The following is a 15,827-nucleotide window of genomic DNA, read 5'->3' as shown; positions in this document are numbered from 1 at the left end:
TTGTTGAGATGGGAAAAAGCTGGCTACCGTTTGCAAGCTACAATCTTTGGTCACTTTTTGCTCCGGCAGTTGGGCAGGAGCATTGGCACTGCGATATGAAGCGGGGCTATGCCAAAGTTCGGAAGCGAGAACCCAATGTTGCGGCAATCCTGGCACAAGACACCGTTCCGCAGACTATTGGACTGTTAGCGCAACAAGGGGTTTATGAATTTTACTTGAACCCTCAACGGCTTGGGGATACAGATGGGGTCACGCAGGTTTCTGAGATTCTTAAACTCGATCAGCAAGCTGATGAGGTGCGGGAACGATTGAACCAAATTTTGTCCCAGTATTATGAGAACCCCATCCTTCTCAAAAAGCGAGTTTTTAGCTTGAGCCGAGGTGATGAGGGTTTCCCGGAACCTATCAAGCTCTATTACGGGAACATAACCTTCAACCTCTTCGCTGCGATCGACTGCATCCTGCTTGAACCGGATGGCACGCTACACATTCTGGATTTGAAGACGGGCCATTCTGATTTTGATGAACGACAGGCGTTTGTTTATTTGCTTGCTGCAAAGTACCTGTTCCCTCGTCAACGAGCGATCGCCTCATTCTATAACCTTGAACTCTGCAAGTGGTCAGAACCAATCACGGCAACCATGAGCCAACTGAATGCCGTTCGGATAGAGCTAGCGCGCTTGGCTCAACGGCATGAGGCGGAGAAGAAACAGTACCGCAAGAACCCTGCGGAGTTCGATCGCATCTTTCCGCCCAACCCCGGCTTTCGCTGCCAATATTGCCAGTTCAACTCAGTTTGCCAATTTGCTGCCCAGGAGGTCTCTGCATGATTGCTATTACCGCTGCTCCCTCACAAGAACTTGTCTTCCTCAGTGAAGTGTTTCCACTGGCGATCACCCAACCTAATCTTGCCAGCTTTACGATAACCCCTGAGATTGATCAAGAAACTGGTAATCGCTTGAGTTTCCATCTCTCGCGAAAACTAGAACAATCTGTTGTCGTTTGGTATGAGTATCGGCTGTGGGTGCTCACTCCAATGCAACGACCAGCGTTGAATCTCTCTCAGTGCCAGACAGCGCTCTCAGCACTCCAGCAAGATATTCCAGATTTGTGTGATCAATCTCTCCGACTTCAACAAGACAGTGCTGCGTTCGCCTCACCACCTGTTCTGTCCAAACTCGCATTTCAGATTCTACGGATCAGGCAACCCTTTCGACCAATTTCTGTCACATCGATCGCAGGATTAGCGGTGAATCGCAAAATTAAGTTTTGGGCAGAAACGATCGAACTTCAAGGAGAAGAACGCGCAGCATTGTCATTAGCAGTTCAAACTGAGATTGCATACTCAGGGAGCTTGGCGGATTTCTATGCCAATAATGCAGCTCAAGGGAATCCAGAAGATTTGCTAGTGGGCTTGCCCGTTCAGGATTTTGACATGGGCGGTAGTGGCAGTATTGTTCGGCTTGTCGGTGTCGTCAGGGAGCATCGCGATCGGCTGCTCAAACTTGCAGCAGGTTTCTCAACACGGCACATCATCGAGACTGCTCCTGACGATGAGTTAGTGGTTGCGATTCAGTTTGGTAAAGGGAAAAAGCCGTTTCACTACCCACTTTCCGCTCTTCGTCCTTCGATTACGGCTGAAACGGCAGGGCAGTTTGGATTTGATTACGGACAGTTTTTACGATTCACAAAAATTCCTCATACAGAGCGGCAACGATTGCTAACAACCTTCAAAGCACAGGCATCAGTACATCTGTTGCCTTACGGTTTTGAAATTGGACGGAGCTTGAACAGCCTAGAACATCCTGACCTCTTTTGGCAGCCAGCGACTCCTGTAGACCAAACCTCATTGCTGTTTGGCAAAGGAGTTACGGGTGTTCGAGGGCGTATCTTACAGGGACTATCAAGTGGTGGAGTTTATGATCGTCATCCCAATTTTCAACCTGGCATGATTCGGATTGCTGCGCTGAAGTTATGCGACGGTAGTGTGAACGGTTTCCTGGAAGCAGCTCAACAGCGACTAAAACGTTATGGGTTTGAAAGCGAAATCATTGACCGCAAAGCTCTATCGATTAGCGGGCTTAGTGCTGCTGAGGCAAGAGCTGCTCTGGAGAGAACCGTTAACAAGTTAATCACAGTTCCAGTTGATATTGTGTTGACCTTTCTGCCACAGAGCGATCGCGAAGCCGATGAGGAGGATGGAGGCGGTTTTTACCATCTGGTCTACTCGCTGCTTCTGCGTCGAAATATCGCAAGCCAAGTGATTTACGATGGCACGTTAGCAGAGGTTGAACATGGACAAATTCTGAACCAGGTCGTTCCGGGAATCTTAGCAAAGCTAGGGAATTTGCCTTTCATTCTGGCGGAGCCGCTAGAGATTGCTGACTACTTCATCGGATTAGACATCTCGCGATCGCCCAAAACCAAACTTGCTGGAACCCTGAATGCTTGTGCTAGTGTGCGGCTTTACGGCAAGCAGGGCGAATTTATTCGTTATGTCTTGGAAGATGCTCTACTGGAAGGAGAAGAAATTCCGCAACGACTACTAGAACGCCTGTTACCAGCGACGCTGGAAGGCAAAACGGTTTTAATTTACCGTGACGGACGCTTCTGCGGACAAGAGATTCCACATCTGTTGGAGCGGGCACGGGCGATCGGGGCAAAATTTATTTTGGTGGAATGCCGCAAATCTGGCATTCCAAGGTTGTATAACTTGAGCCAAAGAACTTTAGTTGCACCATCACAGGGTTTAGCATTGCGGTTATCCTCGCGTGAAGCAGTGCTGATTACAACCCAAGTGTCTGAACGAGTAGGGTTAGCCAGACCCCTCCGATTAACAGTGCATGAAGCAGGAGAACCTGCACCAATTGAGCAAATTATCGATACAACGTTGAAACTCACACTGCTCCACCATGGAGCTTTGAAAGCACCTCGCTTACCCATGCCCATTTATGGCGCAGATCGGGTAGCTGGATTGCGGCTTCAAGGGATATACCCAAGTAGCTTGTTGGAGGGCGATCGACAATTCTGGTTATAGATGACTTCCGTAATGGCGGCAATTGAACGATTTAAGGCACAGTTAACCTCCTGAAGCAATCGATAAAGATTGTAAAAAGAAAAGCGGGTACCAAACTGGCTCTGGATTATCCCTGAGTTAGAATCAACGTTCCCAGTAGGGAATACTAAATTCGTACTGCCCCACCACTAGCAAGCAAAAACTCGCAATTTCGACCACCTCCAACTCCAGAAGAAGCAAGATGAAAGAATGGTTTCGGCGCTTTGCAGAGGTTCCTGGTGTGGAGTACTCTGGTGCCCCTAATGTGAATCGAGTACGATTGCCGGAACACAACGCCACTCCAGAAATTTCCACGTTTTGCTTTGAGGGCAAGCGACATATTTCCATAATGTGGCCAACTTTAGAAGGCAGCACTTCAGCCTCACCTGCTCATCGGTGGCAAACTCAGCCTCGACCTAATGAAACTAAAGGCCAAACTACTCTACGGCAACTGCATGAAACACTAGAGCTTCCAGGGACAGTGAGTGACTATCATTTTGCTATTCAAGCTTGTCACCAGGCACTCTGGAAGCAGCGCCGAGACGAGCCACGGGTGCTAGCTGAAATTGAGCGATTGTGCTGGTTGGATATTCAGTTGGTTGAGGCACATCCTTCATTTGCCGCCATTGAGAGAGAGGACACGACCCAATTCATCGCTATTCTCGCTTTTGGACAGCTGATTCGGTTGTATGAGCGCGAAGGCAATGTATATGAAGCTTTGGCAGTAGCTCATCGGGCAGAGCGATGTAATCAAGGCAAGCTTTACCTAGAGAATCTCCAACCCCGAATTGCTCAGTTGGAATCAGAAGATGCAGCCTGAAATGCCGCTTTATCAAGCAATAGCCTCAAATTCCTTCTTGGAGTATTGCTTTCTAAGATGGATTTTGACGCCCGCTGTCAAAGAAACCATCCGCAAATGGATCATTCCTCAGCAAAAGGTTAACGTTGCTGATCGCACTTATCGCGTGGATTATGCCATTAGTGGGCAAGATTTGAAAATTGCGATCGAACTTGACGGTTTTGCTTTTCATAGCGATCGCAGTGCATTTAGTTATGATCGTTTGCGCCAAAACGACCTCCATACAGCTGGTTGGGTAGTCATTCGGTTTTCCTATGACGCAATTCGGCTCGACACCACCCGTTGCGTTGCTCAACTTCAGTCCATTCTTTCTCGTGAGCCGCTGTTAGCAACTTTCCTCATTGAAACTCCTATAATTGCACAACCCGACATGGAACCTACACCGTTATTTAGCTTTTCTCCATCACCAACTACAACCCACGAAGCAACTGGCTCGTATTTTGAGTCCGTTCGGAATAAGCTAAATCTTGGAACGCTGCGAGGTTGCCAAACTCAGGCGTTAACTGCCTTAGGTAACTACTTCAGTACTGGAGAGCGCCGGGCAGCTTGTATTATGTCGGTTGGTGCAGGCAAAACGGCCCTTGGTGTTGCCACCTGTCTGGCATTTGCTCAACGTCGGGCAATGGTTATCACGCCAGGTAGTGTCATTCGAGGTACCTTTGATAAAGCGTTTGATCACCAGGCAGTTGGCAATGTACTGTATGGTTTGCGAGGTGGTCCGCTCATTCCAGGTTGTAAGCCACCCCAAGTTTTAACCCTTGATCGAGAAGATGGCCCAATCCGGGTAGTTCAGCGTGAGGATCTTCTGAAAGCAGATGTCATCATTACCAATTTCCATTCTTTGGGTGCAGGTAATGACGAAGATGATTTGCTGTTTAAATTGGAACCTGGCGACATTGATTTTATTGTGGTTGATGAAGCCCATATAGCTGCTGCGGAATCTTACCAGCGAGCTTTCCAACACTTCCCAAAAGCTCGCTCTTTACTAATGTCCGCCTGCTTCCAACGGTTGGATGGGAAACCCATTGATGCCGATGTCGTCTATCGATACCGCCTGATCGACTCGATCGCAGATGGGCACGCTAAGAATTTACGAGTTCTGCGTTTTGCACCTGAAGTTGAACAAACCACTTATGAAATGCTGTGGTCTGATGGCAGCCGAGAAGAAATTGTGGGTCGGCAAGCACTTCTAGAGCTGATTAAGGACGAGCGTAAGTTAGCGCGAATTACGGCTAAATCTGATATATCAATTCGTCAATTGATGCGAGTTGTTCGCACTGCACTGGATGAGCAAGTTGATCTCTTGTACCCAGTTAAACCGAGAGTTCTATTTTCAGCGTTGGGGGAACGCCATGCTGAGCAAATCGCTCGTATTGCAACTGAATATAGAATTCCCTGCGATTATCTGCATCACTCAATGACTGAATCACGCATCCGTTCCATTCGAGACCGATTTGAACAGGACTCTGGCGATTTACAGGGCGTTGTTCAACTAAAAATGTTAGGGCAAGGTTACGACTTTTCGCCTATCACACTTGTCGTGCCCATGCGTCCCTATGGAAGTTTCAGCGAATTCTACCAATTCATAGGAAGGGGTATTCGCGTTCTACAACATCCAGCACTAATTGGACGAGTTGAGCCAAAGCAACAGTTCCTGGATATCATTTATCACGCAGAGTTTGGGCTAGATGATCACATCGAGACGATTTATCGGGAAAACGATATGGATCCGTTGACTGCTCATGAGCTTCCTGCTGATTGGCGATCGCCCTCCTCTGAGGAGGAACTTCCAGGAACCCGTGGGACGGATACTGCCACTCGCCCCGAAACGTTTGTCTTATTTGAGGAAGGCGAAATCGATCGTCGGGTTGTACACGACGAAGAGCGCATTGAGCAACGCAAGGCAGAACGAGAGGAAGAAGCTCTTGCCCAACGCTATGCAGCCTATGCTCAATCTACTCCACAGCCCGTTGCCTTTGAACAATTTAAGCAAATTGTGAGGTTGATGCATGAGTCCTAACCTTGAAACATTTGGGCGTAGAGCGAACCAAACTGAACTGAGTGCGCTACTCGTGATGGAATCTAAAGAAAATAGAAGCGAGTCGTTTCACAAGCTAGACAAAATTGTTGGTGAAATGCTTGTGAGAAGTCTGCAAGGGGAGCAAGTCGCAACCATCACGCAAAATCATTTAAAGGTTAATACGGTAGCAATTCATGGACTCAGCGATGACAGCCAAAGTTTCTTGACTGCTAATTATGGGTTGGAACATCAACAATCATGCGGAGCCTGGTTTTTGCCAGAGAGCATTAACCTTTGTGTCGGCATACTGAGTTTGCCTTGGGCATTTCGAGAACACAATCGTTTCGCAATGGGAATTACGTTAGAGGAACGTGGAAAAGTCTTGCTCAATAGTTCTGCGGAGGCTGTTTTTATTTGGGCTGTTTTAGAACCCCTATTTGATGCGCTATTTTTGCCCTTTGAGCTTCGAGGTAATCTTTCTGGAACCCTGTCTTGTGAAGAGATGCTCCAGCGATGGGATGCGATCGATACCTTCTATCAAACACTTGGCTTTAATGTTGCAGATGAATTAGCAGTCATGCGTTGGGGGGGAGGTTGGCATAAGCTACGAGCCGCAGAACAACTGCAAGCAAAACAACAGCTGCTCGAAGCCCTGGCACAGCAAGTACACCCCCAAATGGCTAGCTGTTATCGAGCATTTCGGGTAAGAGAGTTAATCAACGGCTATTACAAAAAAGCTAAGCGAGACGGACAGGTTAAACGAAAACAAGCCTTGACTAAAGCTTTGGCACCAACTTTAGCTGGTTTCTTTGGTGGTGACTGGCTGGCATTTCTCGCTTACTTGGGTGAAAAACCGCATCCAGAGGAGCAAATCATAACGGCGCTTCCTGAAACTCGTCCATTCGTTGGTGGGGTTAGTCGGGTGACTGAGGTTGCAGCCCTCCAAGGAATTCCAGCCGAAGAGATTGAGCGCATTGCCGCAGCTTACTGGCAACAACCGAGTGGGCAATCTCCTGTAGAACAGCGTGTAGCTGTGCTTAAAGACTATTGGACTGTTTTTGATCAAATCCATGCTCGCCAAGCAGTAGGCATGCAACCGCTTTGGGGATTGGTTGAAGATTATCGATTCCTAAACTTTAACGAAGCGACGCAATCCCCCTATCAACCTCAGCTTTACCAAACGTTCCTTCCCAACGATTTATTGAACAAAGTTGAACAGTTATGGGGAACTGTAATGCTTGTCAAGTTCCCCGACAAGATTGTTAGCGAGTTATTTCCCCATGAATTGATGGCGGAAACCTTTGGGGCTGCCATCAAATTTTGGCACGGTTGTGCTTTGACGGCTTGGTTCCTCTGTGAAGGCCCGTACTCCCGCACAGATATGGCAGGATTGGCACATTACTACCGACGTGAGATTGCAGCTTTGGAAAATTTCCAGACTCCGATTAATTCAAAAATCTTTGATGAGTTGATAAAAGCAGAAGCGCAACTGGGTTCGCCTGAACCTATTAACAGCTCTCAGAGATCAACACCTATAACAGCAGGTGGAGTATCTCTTACAATTCAAACGAGTGTAGGTAGTCGAAGATCAGGATTTGAGAAGCTTCGGGATATTATCACTGCTTATCGACGAGCTTGGGCAGAACAATTCTTGGATAGTTATTTTCGTGCGCGATGGAAAACTGAAATCACAGAAGCTGGGCGCTCCTATCATTTGCTGCTTCACGAAAGAGGGGGCAGGCCACCTACGCTTAAACAGTTTGCAAAATCAGCTGCGATCGCAACGAATCACTGGTTTGGAGGAGATGTGAGTAGTTTGTATGGAGCCATTCGAGAAAAAACACCTGTTCAACCACAGTACAACAGACGGCTGCCAAACAGTAAAGTCCGCTTTGCTCAAGCTGTCTATGAAGCGATGCCTCCCTATTCTGCCGACTTGATTTCCGAGGAATCTAGAAACGCAAACTATCGAATCTTACGCCTGAAAGAGGAGCTGGCAAACCTTAGCCTTCGATACATTCAACTGGAAGAAGCATTGGGTCGAGCACCTGAGCCAGCAGAACTAGGGCTTGAGAAATTACAAGAATACAGCCAGATTCTGAATCAAGATTTGAATATGGTTTGGGCTATGTATACAGGTTCTATTGAAAGTGCAAGGAACTAGAAGGCAATGTTCAGCACAAACTAGAAGACAGAGGGTTTTCAGACTGAGCTTAGATTTATCACTTGCCATGAAATTGTGGAGCCAGGTTGTTGAGTGGCAGTAGAATTGGTGGGATTGGAGCGTTTGATTCAATTTCACAACTCTCTGTCTGACTCAAGTACTCCCCTCAGCAGCTTGATCCCTGACATAACTGATAGCTCGGTGTTAAAGACTTTCAACCTTTCTCCTCTTGACCGCTCTCATTACCGAGCGGCTGTCAACTAGATGACTCGTTATTAACCTCCCAAGAACGCTTTCAACCTACTCAAGGTTTGAGGTTTCGTGGAGGCGTTTCACCACTTCTGCGAAGTTGAAAACTGGGAACTGCAAGCCAAATTTTCCTTTTGGAATTACCTGCATTATTGCCAGACTCGCTTCATGTTCCTTTAGGAGCATTGCAGATGATTACCGCCGTTCAGTCCTCTAACCTTTCGATCTCAAGCCTGCTTACCGTCCTCTCAGAAAATCGCTGTTTCACTGGATCAGAGCATACTGATAGTTGCTCCGACGCCTTTGCAACTAGCAGATGGCGATGTAGTCAACCTCATGATCGCGATCGCGGTGCTAGTGAGAGTCATCCTGGGTCAGACCACTAAGCCCAAACAGTAGTCGCCATGTTCTATGGTTCGTTCATCAGACTAATAACCAGGTGCTTGTCTCCAGCGCTTGCCTGAGAGTTTACCGCCATCTGTGCCTGACCTAGAATCAGAAACCGCTCATCCTGGCACTGTATCTACCGAAAATCCGTTCTGAACCAATCCTTCAACACCCCTCTCCCTTTCAATTGTTCAAACATCGTTGCCAGCTTGGGCATCCTTGACTCAGACAAACCTTTTTCAGTCTTATGCGCTTCCTCCTCCTTGACCTTCCTGCCCGGTTACTCAAAGGACTGCTGCTCCTGCTGGTCTTTCTCACCCCTGTCCTGGGCGTATGGTTAGCCTCTTCCCTGGTTGCGTACACCAATGGTCCCACCTGGCTGGCAGTCTGCTCTGGGGTGCTCTTGTTTCCCCTCCTCCCAATCGCCTGGGATCTGTGGGGTCGAAAGCGTCGTCAGCAGAAGCCGCCAATGCTCACCTGGGGCGATCGCGTCATCCTGCGCACCCTGTTGCTCAACCTGCTTTTCCTTACCTGCCTGTTGGCACTGCGTCCTCAAACCTCCTTTCTGGCGCTTTCGACGCGGGGAGACTGGATGTTGGAGGGTCGGCAGGGACCTCAAATTGCCTGGATTCGGCAATCGCTCTTCCAACTGGCGAATGAGTTGGAGTGGCTGTATCTGGCAGTCCATCAAAATCCTTACAAACAATACGCAGACACCAAAGCGATTCGTCCTGCGCCGCAACCCACAGCGCCAACGTCCACTCAACCCACACCGCAAAGCGAACCCACACCTCAAGCCCAGAAAATACCACAACCGACTCCAACGAACCCTGACACCCAGCCCGCTACGCTGTGGACCACGAACGCTGCCATCCATCCGGCGGTGGCTCATATGCCTGCCAGTGTGGAAACCAGCATTGCAGCGGTGGCGCAGTACCTTGCCCAGCAGGAGCACGATCCCTTTCTCCGAGTCAAAGCGCTGCATGATTACGTCGCTGATCGGATTGCCTATGATGCGCCTGCTTTCTTTGGGCAGACTCCCCGTCCACCCCAGGATGCCGAAACCGTCTTCCGCACTCGCAAAGCGGTGTGTGCTGGCTATGCCAAACTGCTCGAAGCTTTGGGACAGGTGATCGGGGAGGAGATCGTGTATGTCGTGGGCGATGCCCGCAGTCAGAGCAGCGACCTGAATGGTGGTAGTCATGCCTGGAATGCTGCCAGGATTGCAGGCAACTGGTATCTGATCGATGCCACCTGGGATAGCGGCTCTGTCAATGGCTCTAGTTTTACGAAACAATATGGCACCAGCTACCTGTTCCCGCCACCAACCGTCATGGTCGTCAGCCATTTCCCAGACGATGCCGCCTGGCAGCTTTTGCCTCAACCGCTGTCGCGTGGCGACTTTTTCCGGCAACCGATGCTGCGTCCTGGTTTCTTCGCGCAAGGATTGAAGTTGCTGTCACCCACTCGTTCGCAAACGGCTGTGCAGGGCAACGCGGTGATTCAACTGGAGAATCCTCGCCAGCGATGGTTGATGGCAAGTTACGGTGCGAAAGGTAGCCAACAAACCGAACACTGCACGGAACAGACAAGCCAGGGTACGCAGCTAGCCTGTCCTCTGCCGGGTACTGGCACCTACGAGGTGCAACTTTTCACGGGTGACCAGCAGTATGGGCACTACGAGTCTGTCGGACAATTAGAATTCAACAAAGGGTAGTACGCACTGCAAGCAAAAGCTCTGCCTCAGAATCGGGTTGAGAGAGACGCATCGGTTCAGGGCTTGCCATTGGCAAGCCTGTTCACCCCCCTAGTTGCCCAGTGGCTTTAAGCAAAGCTTGCTTAAAGCCACTTTGTTTTTGCGGTTGGTACAGCGCAGATATTGGCAATAGTCCAAGCGAGTAACAGGGTCTTTCATACTTTGCCTCTAGCAAAACCCAGCTATGTTTGAGTCTTGCCTCCCCCTCCTCCTCCACGTAAGTCCTAATGGTTTTCCTTTCTCCGTCTGGTGCCGTTTTTCATGATGGCATCAGAGCCATAGTTGGGACAGCAAAGCAAGGTCGGTATGACTGCCATAGAATATGAAAGAGCAAGCACTGCCTATTTCCCTCTATCTTTTACAAGAGAGCACCACCAAATTAGCTTGCTAGTGGAACTGACCGTATCAATGTTCTTCAACAACGATTTAAAGCCTGTTCCCCCTTGCTTTAGGGAGTTTACTCCCTTAAATACGGGTTTGAGGTTCCTTCCAGCAAGCTAGCCGTTAGGCAACTAGCGTGTCTACATTGCAGACACGCCGAATTGCAGACACGTTCAATCTAATGGTTTTAGAGTTCTAGCTTGCAAATCTTCCACTATAATAAGTACCCATGAACCAGTCGCGGTGTGTTTTCCCTATAGCGTCAATATGGTGGGGGGCTTAGAACAATGTTTACCAAGAGCTGATCGCAAAAAATAGATAAGGGCTCTTGTACGTTTGCAATTGAATGTCGTGATTTACAAAGACTACGACCAATTTCAAATATCCATCTACTAATCGGTTAGGAAGTTGGCACTTAAATCAATTTGCGTAATGGACGCTGCAAAGTTTGGTTTGACCAACGGTGTGTGGTTGAAGATGACGTTGAGAAGTACATTAAGATTGCACTGCGAGTGTCCATCTGAGTGATCAGCTAGCAGTTAAGGAGAAATGGCTACTACTAGGCATTGGTGAGATCGCTCAGATTGGATTTAAGGGAGCTGATACTGTCGTGGTATTTACATGCCAACACCCATCCCATGAGCGCTTTCCTGATTCTTAAACACCCTGCAAGCCAAACAATAGCAATCCGCACACCAATTTTTCAAATGGAGGGGTGAAGCGATGGGACGAATTTTTCTCTGGGCTGGACAAGGCAGCACCATTGATGGCGAGATTGATACAGCCTGCCTGGCGCGCATCCATCACCAAAGCGCTGGCGATCTGAAATACCAGGGCTTTCTGGTTTTCGAAATACCGGTGGGACTGAGTTTGCCGAAGGCGATCGCCTGGATTAATGTGCGGTCCCAACCCGGCGATGTCGCCTTAGCGCTCGAAACCGCGACCTTCCCCAGTGCGAATGTGCGAGGCACCAGCGTTTTTTATATTGCCAATAACACGGAACGGCGGACTCATGCCGAACTCCTGTTGCAAGCGCTCGTGCAGCAGGTGCCAGCGGTGGTCAACCGCGGCGTTCACCCTGATACGGCCACAGAGACTGGCAGCTTGGCGTTCACTCGCCAAATCAACATTCCGGCGCTGGTCTTGAGTCTCGGTTTTGTGACTAATCTTGCCGACCGGACGCTCATGCTCGAGCGCCCTAATGAATTGGCGCACGGCATTTTCAAGGGTTTGTTGCCTTGGAGTCGTCGGTTAGCCGAACGGGGTATTGGTTTGCCCTTTCCGCCGATTAGTATCAGCATCAACGGACAAAGCTGCAGCGAGCAGGGCATCCTGGTCGAAGGCAATGCTTATATTCCTGTTGATCTGCTTGACCACTATGCCGTTGCCATCCCCCGTGCGACGACAGCAGGATGGCAACACTATGGCGGTGTCACCTACATCCGTGCGATTGAACTGCGTGAAGCTGGCGTGTCTGTTGGTTGGGATGCCGAGATGCGTACAGTACTGTTGCAGACGCTCCTGTCCTTTGAGCCGGAAGCGTTGGGCGACATTATCGGTTCTGGCTATCTCCTGCCTTCGGACTATGAGGTGTTTTTGAAGCAGGTGAACCCCGCAGGATTGCAGAAGTTTCCCGACATCGCCCAACTTTACCAAGCAGAAGCGGCGATCGAAGGCGTTAATCCTGATGTCGCCTTTGCTCAAGCCTTGTTAGAAACTAACTGCTTTGCCTCTAGCAGTTTGTTGCCACCAGCTCAAAACAATTTTGGCGGTCTCGGTGTCACTAGTGGCAGTCGCGAAGCGGCTAGCTTTCCGAGTGCCCAAATTGGAGTTCGCGCCCATATTCAACATTTGAAAGCCTATGCCAATCAAGCACCGTTGGTGCAGGCAGTGGTTGATCCACGTTTCTCCTCAGTCGCCCGAGGTGTGGCTTCCAGCGTGGAGCAGCTCAGTTGGCGGTGGTCAGCCGAAGCTAACTATGGTGCCAAGATTCTCGCGCTGCTCAAACGCCTGTATGGGTCTGCGGGTTTATTGTAGTGATGAGCAATTCTGTTACTTAAAGCTTTTTCCTTTTCTTTTACTCCAATTTGTTAAGGCTCAGAAACTGCTTCTGTAGGTTCACACCAACACACAAAAGCTCTTGCATAAGGATCGCTTTCTGGTATGGTAAGCCGCATTTCTGCAACTGGAAAGTAAGGCACAACTTGACGCATGGTCCAAAATTTGGGTGGATCATAGATAATCATGTCTGCGTCCATTGGATCAACATCGCTTTCTACCTGGTTACCGACCTTGGGTAGACGCGAACCTCCAAGCGCGCCGACTGCTAATTCTTCTTTGCCGATGGCTACAACTTCAAGAGAAAGACCACGCTCTGCGTCAAGGATGAGGTCGCTATCCCATTCGGCATCTGGTGGCACGGAAAGTCCTACTGGATGAATATAAGCTAAGTAGACGCTGTCCACTGTTTGAGCCGTCTCGGGACGATAAACCGTGATTCTGACAACACTCCAACGCGCTTCAGCGCCCATCGAGATCACCGTACCGAGCTGAGGCGCGATAGCGGACCACTCAAGACGATAGTCCGCTTCGACAAACTTTAGGCAATCGTCCGGCTGGCAGCAAGCATAAATAATGGGATTCATAGGCTCTAAGCACACATAGTTAAGGAAATGCATCATGCATTGAGTGGCAAGCGACAAGCCGAGCGCTCTCACAACGCCACTGCGAAATTTCAGCAAAAGCTTCGAAGCTTTCGCTGGTGATTGGTCTTCTACCGCCGTGACTCAATGCAGTTTCAAAGCAACTTCCACCATAGAAAAGCGACGTCTGAAGGTCAATAGAAAGGAGGCATGATTTCCGGTGATAAATTCGATGTAAAGATTTATAGCTTTTTCCTCTGTTCTAGTACCGCCTCAAAAATGCTCCGTTGACTACCAGCCGCTTCTAACATCTGCTTAATGGTAAGGGCATAGCCCAGCGTGTTCTCGTACTGGGAGGGCATGCCGGGGAAATCAAGCCCTGAACCCCAACGGTCAACGGTGTCCTCCTCTAGACCAATCACTTCCGCAAGGAGTTTAACGCACTGTCTGCGATAACCTCGTGTTTCTTCCGCTGTCGGCGTGGCGTGGAACCAGGCACGACAAAATTCTCTGGGCTTCATGCTTCTTGGCAAATCATTCGTGGTAAATGATCTACCTTTACTCCGCGTGTGAAACATTGAAGCGACTTCGGGGGTAAACTGTGGGGTTAATTTAGCACTATTTCCGACCGCAAACACCGGATAATATCCGGTATCATCTAAAATTGTCTTAGTTGTACTATCTGTCTAATGTTGCTGTAGGACAAGCAATGGATTACGGATGTAGATGGTAGAGAGTGTTTGCTGCTGGTGATCTTCCATTCACTACATAGAACAAATGATCTCGGTGCAGCACTTTATTGCGGTTGCGTTTTAAGGGAATTAGTGTTCAATAGAGTTTGAATGTTAGTAAAAAAGTACTAAAATCAGCCTTCTGTCAAAACTTTCAAGATTATGATTCACCAGTAGAGGTAAGCAATGACTGAAGCACAGCTCTATGCTCTTTTGGATTCGTATGAGGAGAAAGTATCAAATGACGAAGACAGAAAGCTTTTCGCAGAAGCTGTTCGAGCTGCTAAAGCCTCTGCGCCGCGATCGGCTTACTTGACTCTATGGATCTGTTGCGTGGAATCGTTAAAGCGTCGGTTCGGAGAACTACCGAAACGTGATCCCATAGTTAACGAATTACTTGCCGAGATTTCAGCAATGGAAGCAACTCAAGAACCGTCGATCGCGGTTTTGGTTGAAAAAGCACAGCAATATGACTTGCTATTGAGCGCTGGTGCCGCGAAACTTAAGCGGATCTACTCCATGCAACAACTTTGTCGCCATGCTAGTGAAGCCTCGCCATCGTTGGCAGACTTTGTAGCTGATTCTTTTGCTGTGGTTGATTCCGTTCTGTGCCGTGCTGGCATGTTGGAATGCAGCTCTACTTCTGAACAAACACTTGTACTCAGTAGGGACATAACCTCTTTAGTTAACACGCTCAGACAGCAGTTCACCATCATGGAATCCGTCAAGTCCAGCTAATACAGGCATTTCTGCTTTCTGTTCAGTCTTAGAATTAGGCTCATGTACATTGATCAGTTTTGGGCGATCATCGAGGCGAGTCGGCAAGTGAGTACTACTCATGAGGAGCAAGCGCTTGCCTTGCAGAGACTGCTTGAGCCATTGCCTTTGGCAGAGATTGTCGCCTTTCAGGACCATTTTTTGGATCAGATGGGTGAAAGTGACCGCTCGGACTTATGGGATGTTGCTCACACAATTAGCGGCTTCTGTTCGGATGACGGTTTCCTGTATTTCAAAGCATGGTTAATTGGGCAGGGTCGAGAGTACTTTGAGGCAGCATTACAAGAGCCTGAGCGTGCCGCTGATCGTGCAAAGCGTGGCGAAATCGATAGGGAGCTTCTGATGTATGCTGCTGGGAATGTCTACGAAGCGAAGACCGGTGAGTGTATGTTTTGACCCAGTTTCCACTCCTACTGGTGTTCCTTGTAGTTTGGCTAACCTTGGGCTGCCTTGTCCAAACATGATGCAAGTGTTTTCCCTTTTAACCCTGTTCGCTCTCAACATCTGGATTTGGACTCACTTAAACCCCTAACTTTTCCTGTAAAACATTTTGCCATTAACAATGCAGCAGCCATACTGGGACTAACCAGTTCCTTAAAGTTGCAATGATCGCTCCAGATGAGCTGCTGTCTATTCTTGAACGCATCCTTCCTCTAATTGAGAGGGACAGCTCTGTTTTGGAGGGTTGGAGCAAAACAGAAGACGGTCAAAAGGTTGTTCAGTTTGTCATTCAAATTGGGAAGTACAACACTAATAGGACTTACGCAGTTGGGGCGTAGAAAGGTGACATAAGACTTGAGGAAATC

General features: G+C 48.7%; 12 protein-coding genes. 10 read left to right on the top strand and 2 right to left on the bottom strand.

Annotation, left to right across the window (positions count from 1 at the left end; all coding sequences use genetic code 11):
- The first annotated feature begins 8 nt into the window (after positions 1–8).
- The 7 genes from AC5JLP_RS13710 to AC5JLP_RS13680 all read left to right on the top strand — a co-directional run bounded on the left by AC5JLP_RS13710 (position 9) and on the right by AC5JLP_RS13680 (position 12,908).
- A complete protein-coding gene (locus tag AC5JLP_RS13710; protein WP_496068476.1) occupies positions 9–830 on the top strand; it encodes a PD-(D/E)XK nuclease family protein in 822 nt (273 codons plus the stop codon).
- Positions 827–3,037 (top strand): Piwi domain-containing protein, encoded by a 2,211-nt coding sequence (locus tag AC5JLP_RS13705; protein ID WP_496068475.1) that lies wholly within the window; start codon positions 827–829, stop codon positions 3,035–3,037. Before AC5JLP_RS13710 ends, AC5JLP_RS13705 begins: the two co-directional genes overlap by 4 nt.
- Before the next feature lie 220 nt (positions 3,038–3,257).
- Complete coding sequence (locus AC5JLP_RS13700) at positions 3,258–3,875, top strand: hypothetical protein (protein ID WP_496068474.1); 618 nt, start codon at positions 3,258–3,260, stop codon at positions 3,873–3,875.
- Positions 3,865–5,934, top strand: a complete 2,070-nt coding sequence (locus AC5JLP_RS13695) for a DEAD/DEAH box helicase family protein (RefSeq protein ID WP_496068473.1) — start codon at positions 3,865–3,867, stop codon at positions 5,932–5,934. Before AC5JLP_RS13700 ends, AC5JLP_RS13695 begins: the two co-directional genes overlap by 11 nt.
- Positions 5,924–8,098: a hypothetical protein gene (locus AC5JLP_RS13690; RefSeq protein ID WP_496068472.1), complete on the top strand. Its 2,175-nt coding sequence runs from the start codon at positions 5,924–5,926 to the stop codon at positions 8,096–8,098. Before AC5JLP_RS13695 ends, AC5JLP_RS13690 begins: the two co-directional genes overlap by 11 nt.
- Positions 8,099–8,981: 883 nt before the next feature.
- The gene (locus tag AC5JLP_RS13685; protein WP_496068471.1) at positions 8,982–10,451 is read left to right on the top strand and encodes a transglutaminase domain-containing protein; all 1,470 of its coding nucleotides are present in this window, start codon (positions 8,982–8,984) and stop codon (positions 10,449–10,451) included.
- Positions 10,452–11,594: 1,143 nt separating this feature from the next.
- Positions 11,595–12,908 carry an N-acetylmuramoyl-L-alanine amidase family protein gene (locus tag AC5JLP_RS13680; protein ID WP_496068470.1) on the top strand — a complete coding sequence of 438 codons (1,314 nt, stop codon included), beginning with the start codon at positions 11,595–11,597 and terminating at the stop codon, positions 12,906–12,908.
- A 53-nt stretch (positions 12,909–12,961) separates the two neighbouring features.
- Here AC5JLP_RS13680 and AC5JLP_RS13675 read toward each other — a convergent pair whose 3' ends face one another.
- Positions 12,962–13,516 (bottom strand): hypothetical protein, encoded by a 555-nt coding sequence (locus tag AC5JLP_RS13675; protein WP_496068469.1) that lies wholly within the window; start codon positions 13,514–13,516, stop codon positions 12,962–12,964.
- Between the two features lie 239 nt (positions 13,517–13,755).
- The gene (locus tag AC5JLP_RS13670; protein ID WP_496068468.1) at positions 13,756–14,034 is read right to left on the bottom strand and encodes a hypothetical protein; all 279 of its coding nucleotides are present in this window, start codon (positions 14,032–14,034) and stop codon (positions 13,756–13,758) included.
- A gap of 396 nt (positions 14,035–14,430) precedes the next feature.
- On the opposite strand from AC5JLP_RS13670, the gene AC5JLP_RS13665 reads away from it, so the two are divergent.
- The 3 genes from AC5JLP_RS13665 to AC5JLP_RS13655 all read left to right on the top strand — a co-directional run bounded on the left by AC5JLP_RS13665 (position 14,431) and on the right by AC5JLP_RS13655 (position 15,800).
- Positions 14,431–14,982, top strand: a complete 552-nt coding sequence (locus AC5JLP_RS13665; RefSeq protein ID WP_496068467.1) for a hypothetical protein — start codon at positions 14,431–14,433, stop codon at positions 14,980–14,982.
- Positions 14,983–15,024: 42 nt separating this feature from the next.
- Complete coding sequence (locus tag AC5JLP_RS13660; protein ID WP_496068466.1) at positions 15,025–15,417, top strand: DUF4240 domain-containing protein; 393 nt, start codon at positions 15,025–15,027, stop codon at positions 15,415–15,417.
- Between the two features lie 209 nt (positions 15,418–15,626).
- Positions 15,627–15,800 (top strand): hypothetical protein, encoded by a 174-nt coding sequence (locus tag AC5JLP_RS13655; protein ID WP_496068465.1) that lies wholly within the window; start codon positions 15,627–15,629, stop codon positions 15,798–15,800.
- Positions 15,801–15,827: the final 27 nt, after the last annotated feature.

Source organism: Stenomitos rutilans (assembly GCF_059505485.1).
The sequence above is the reverse complement of the archived record's forward strand: the minus strand, read 5'-3'. Positions and strand labels throughout refer to the sequence as shown.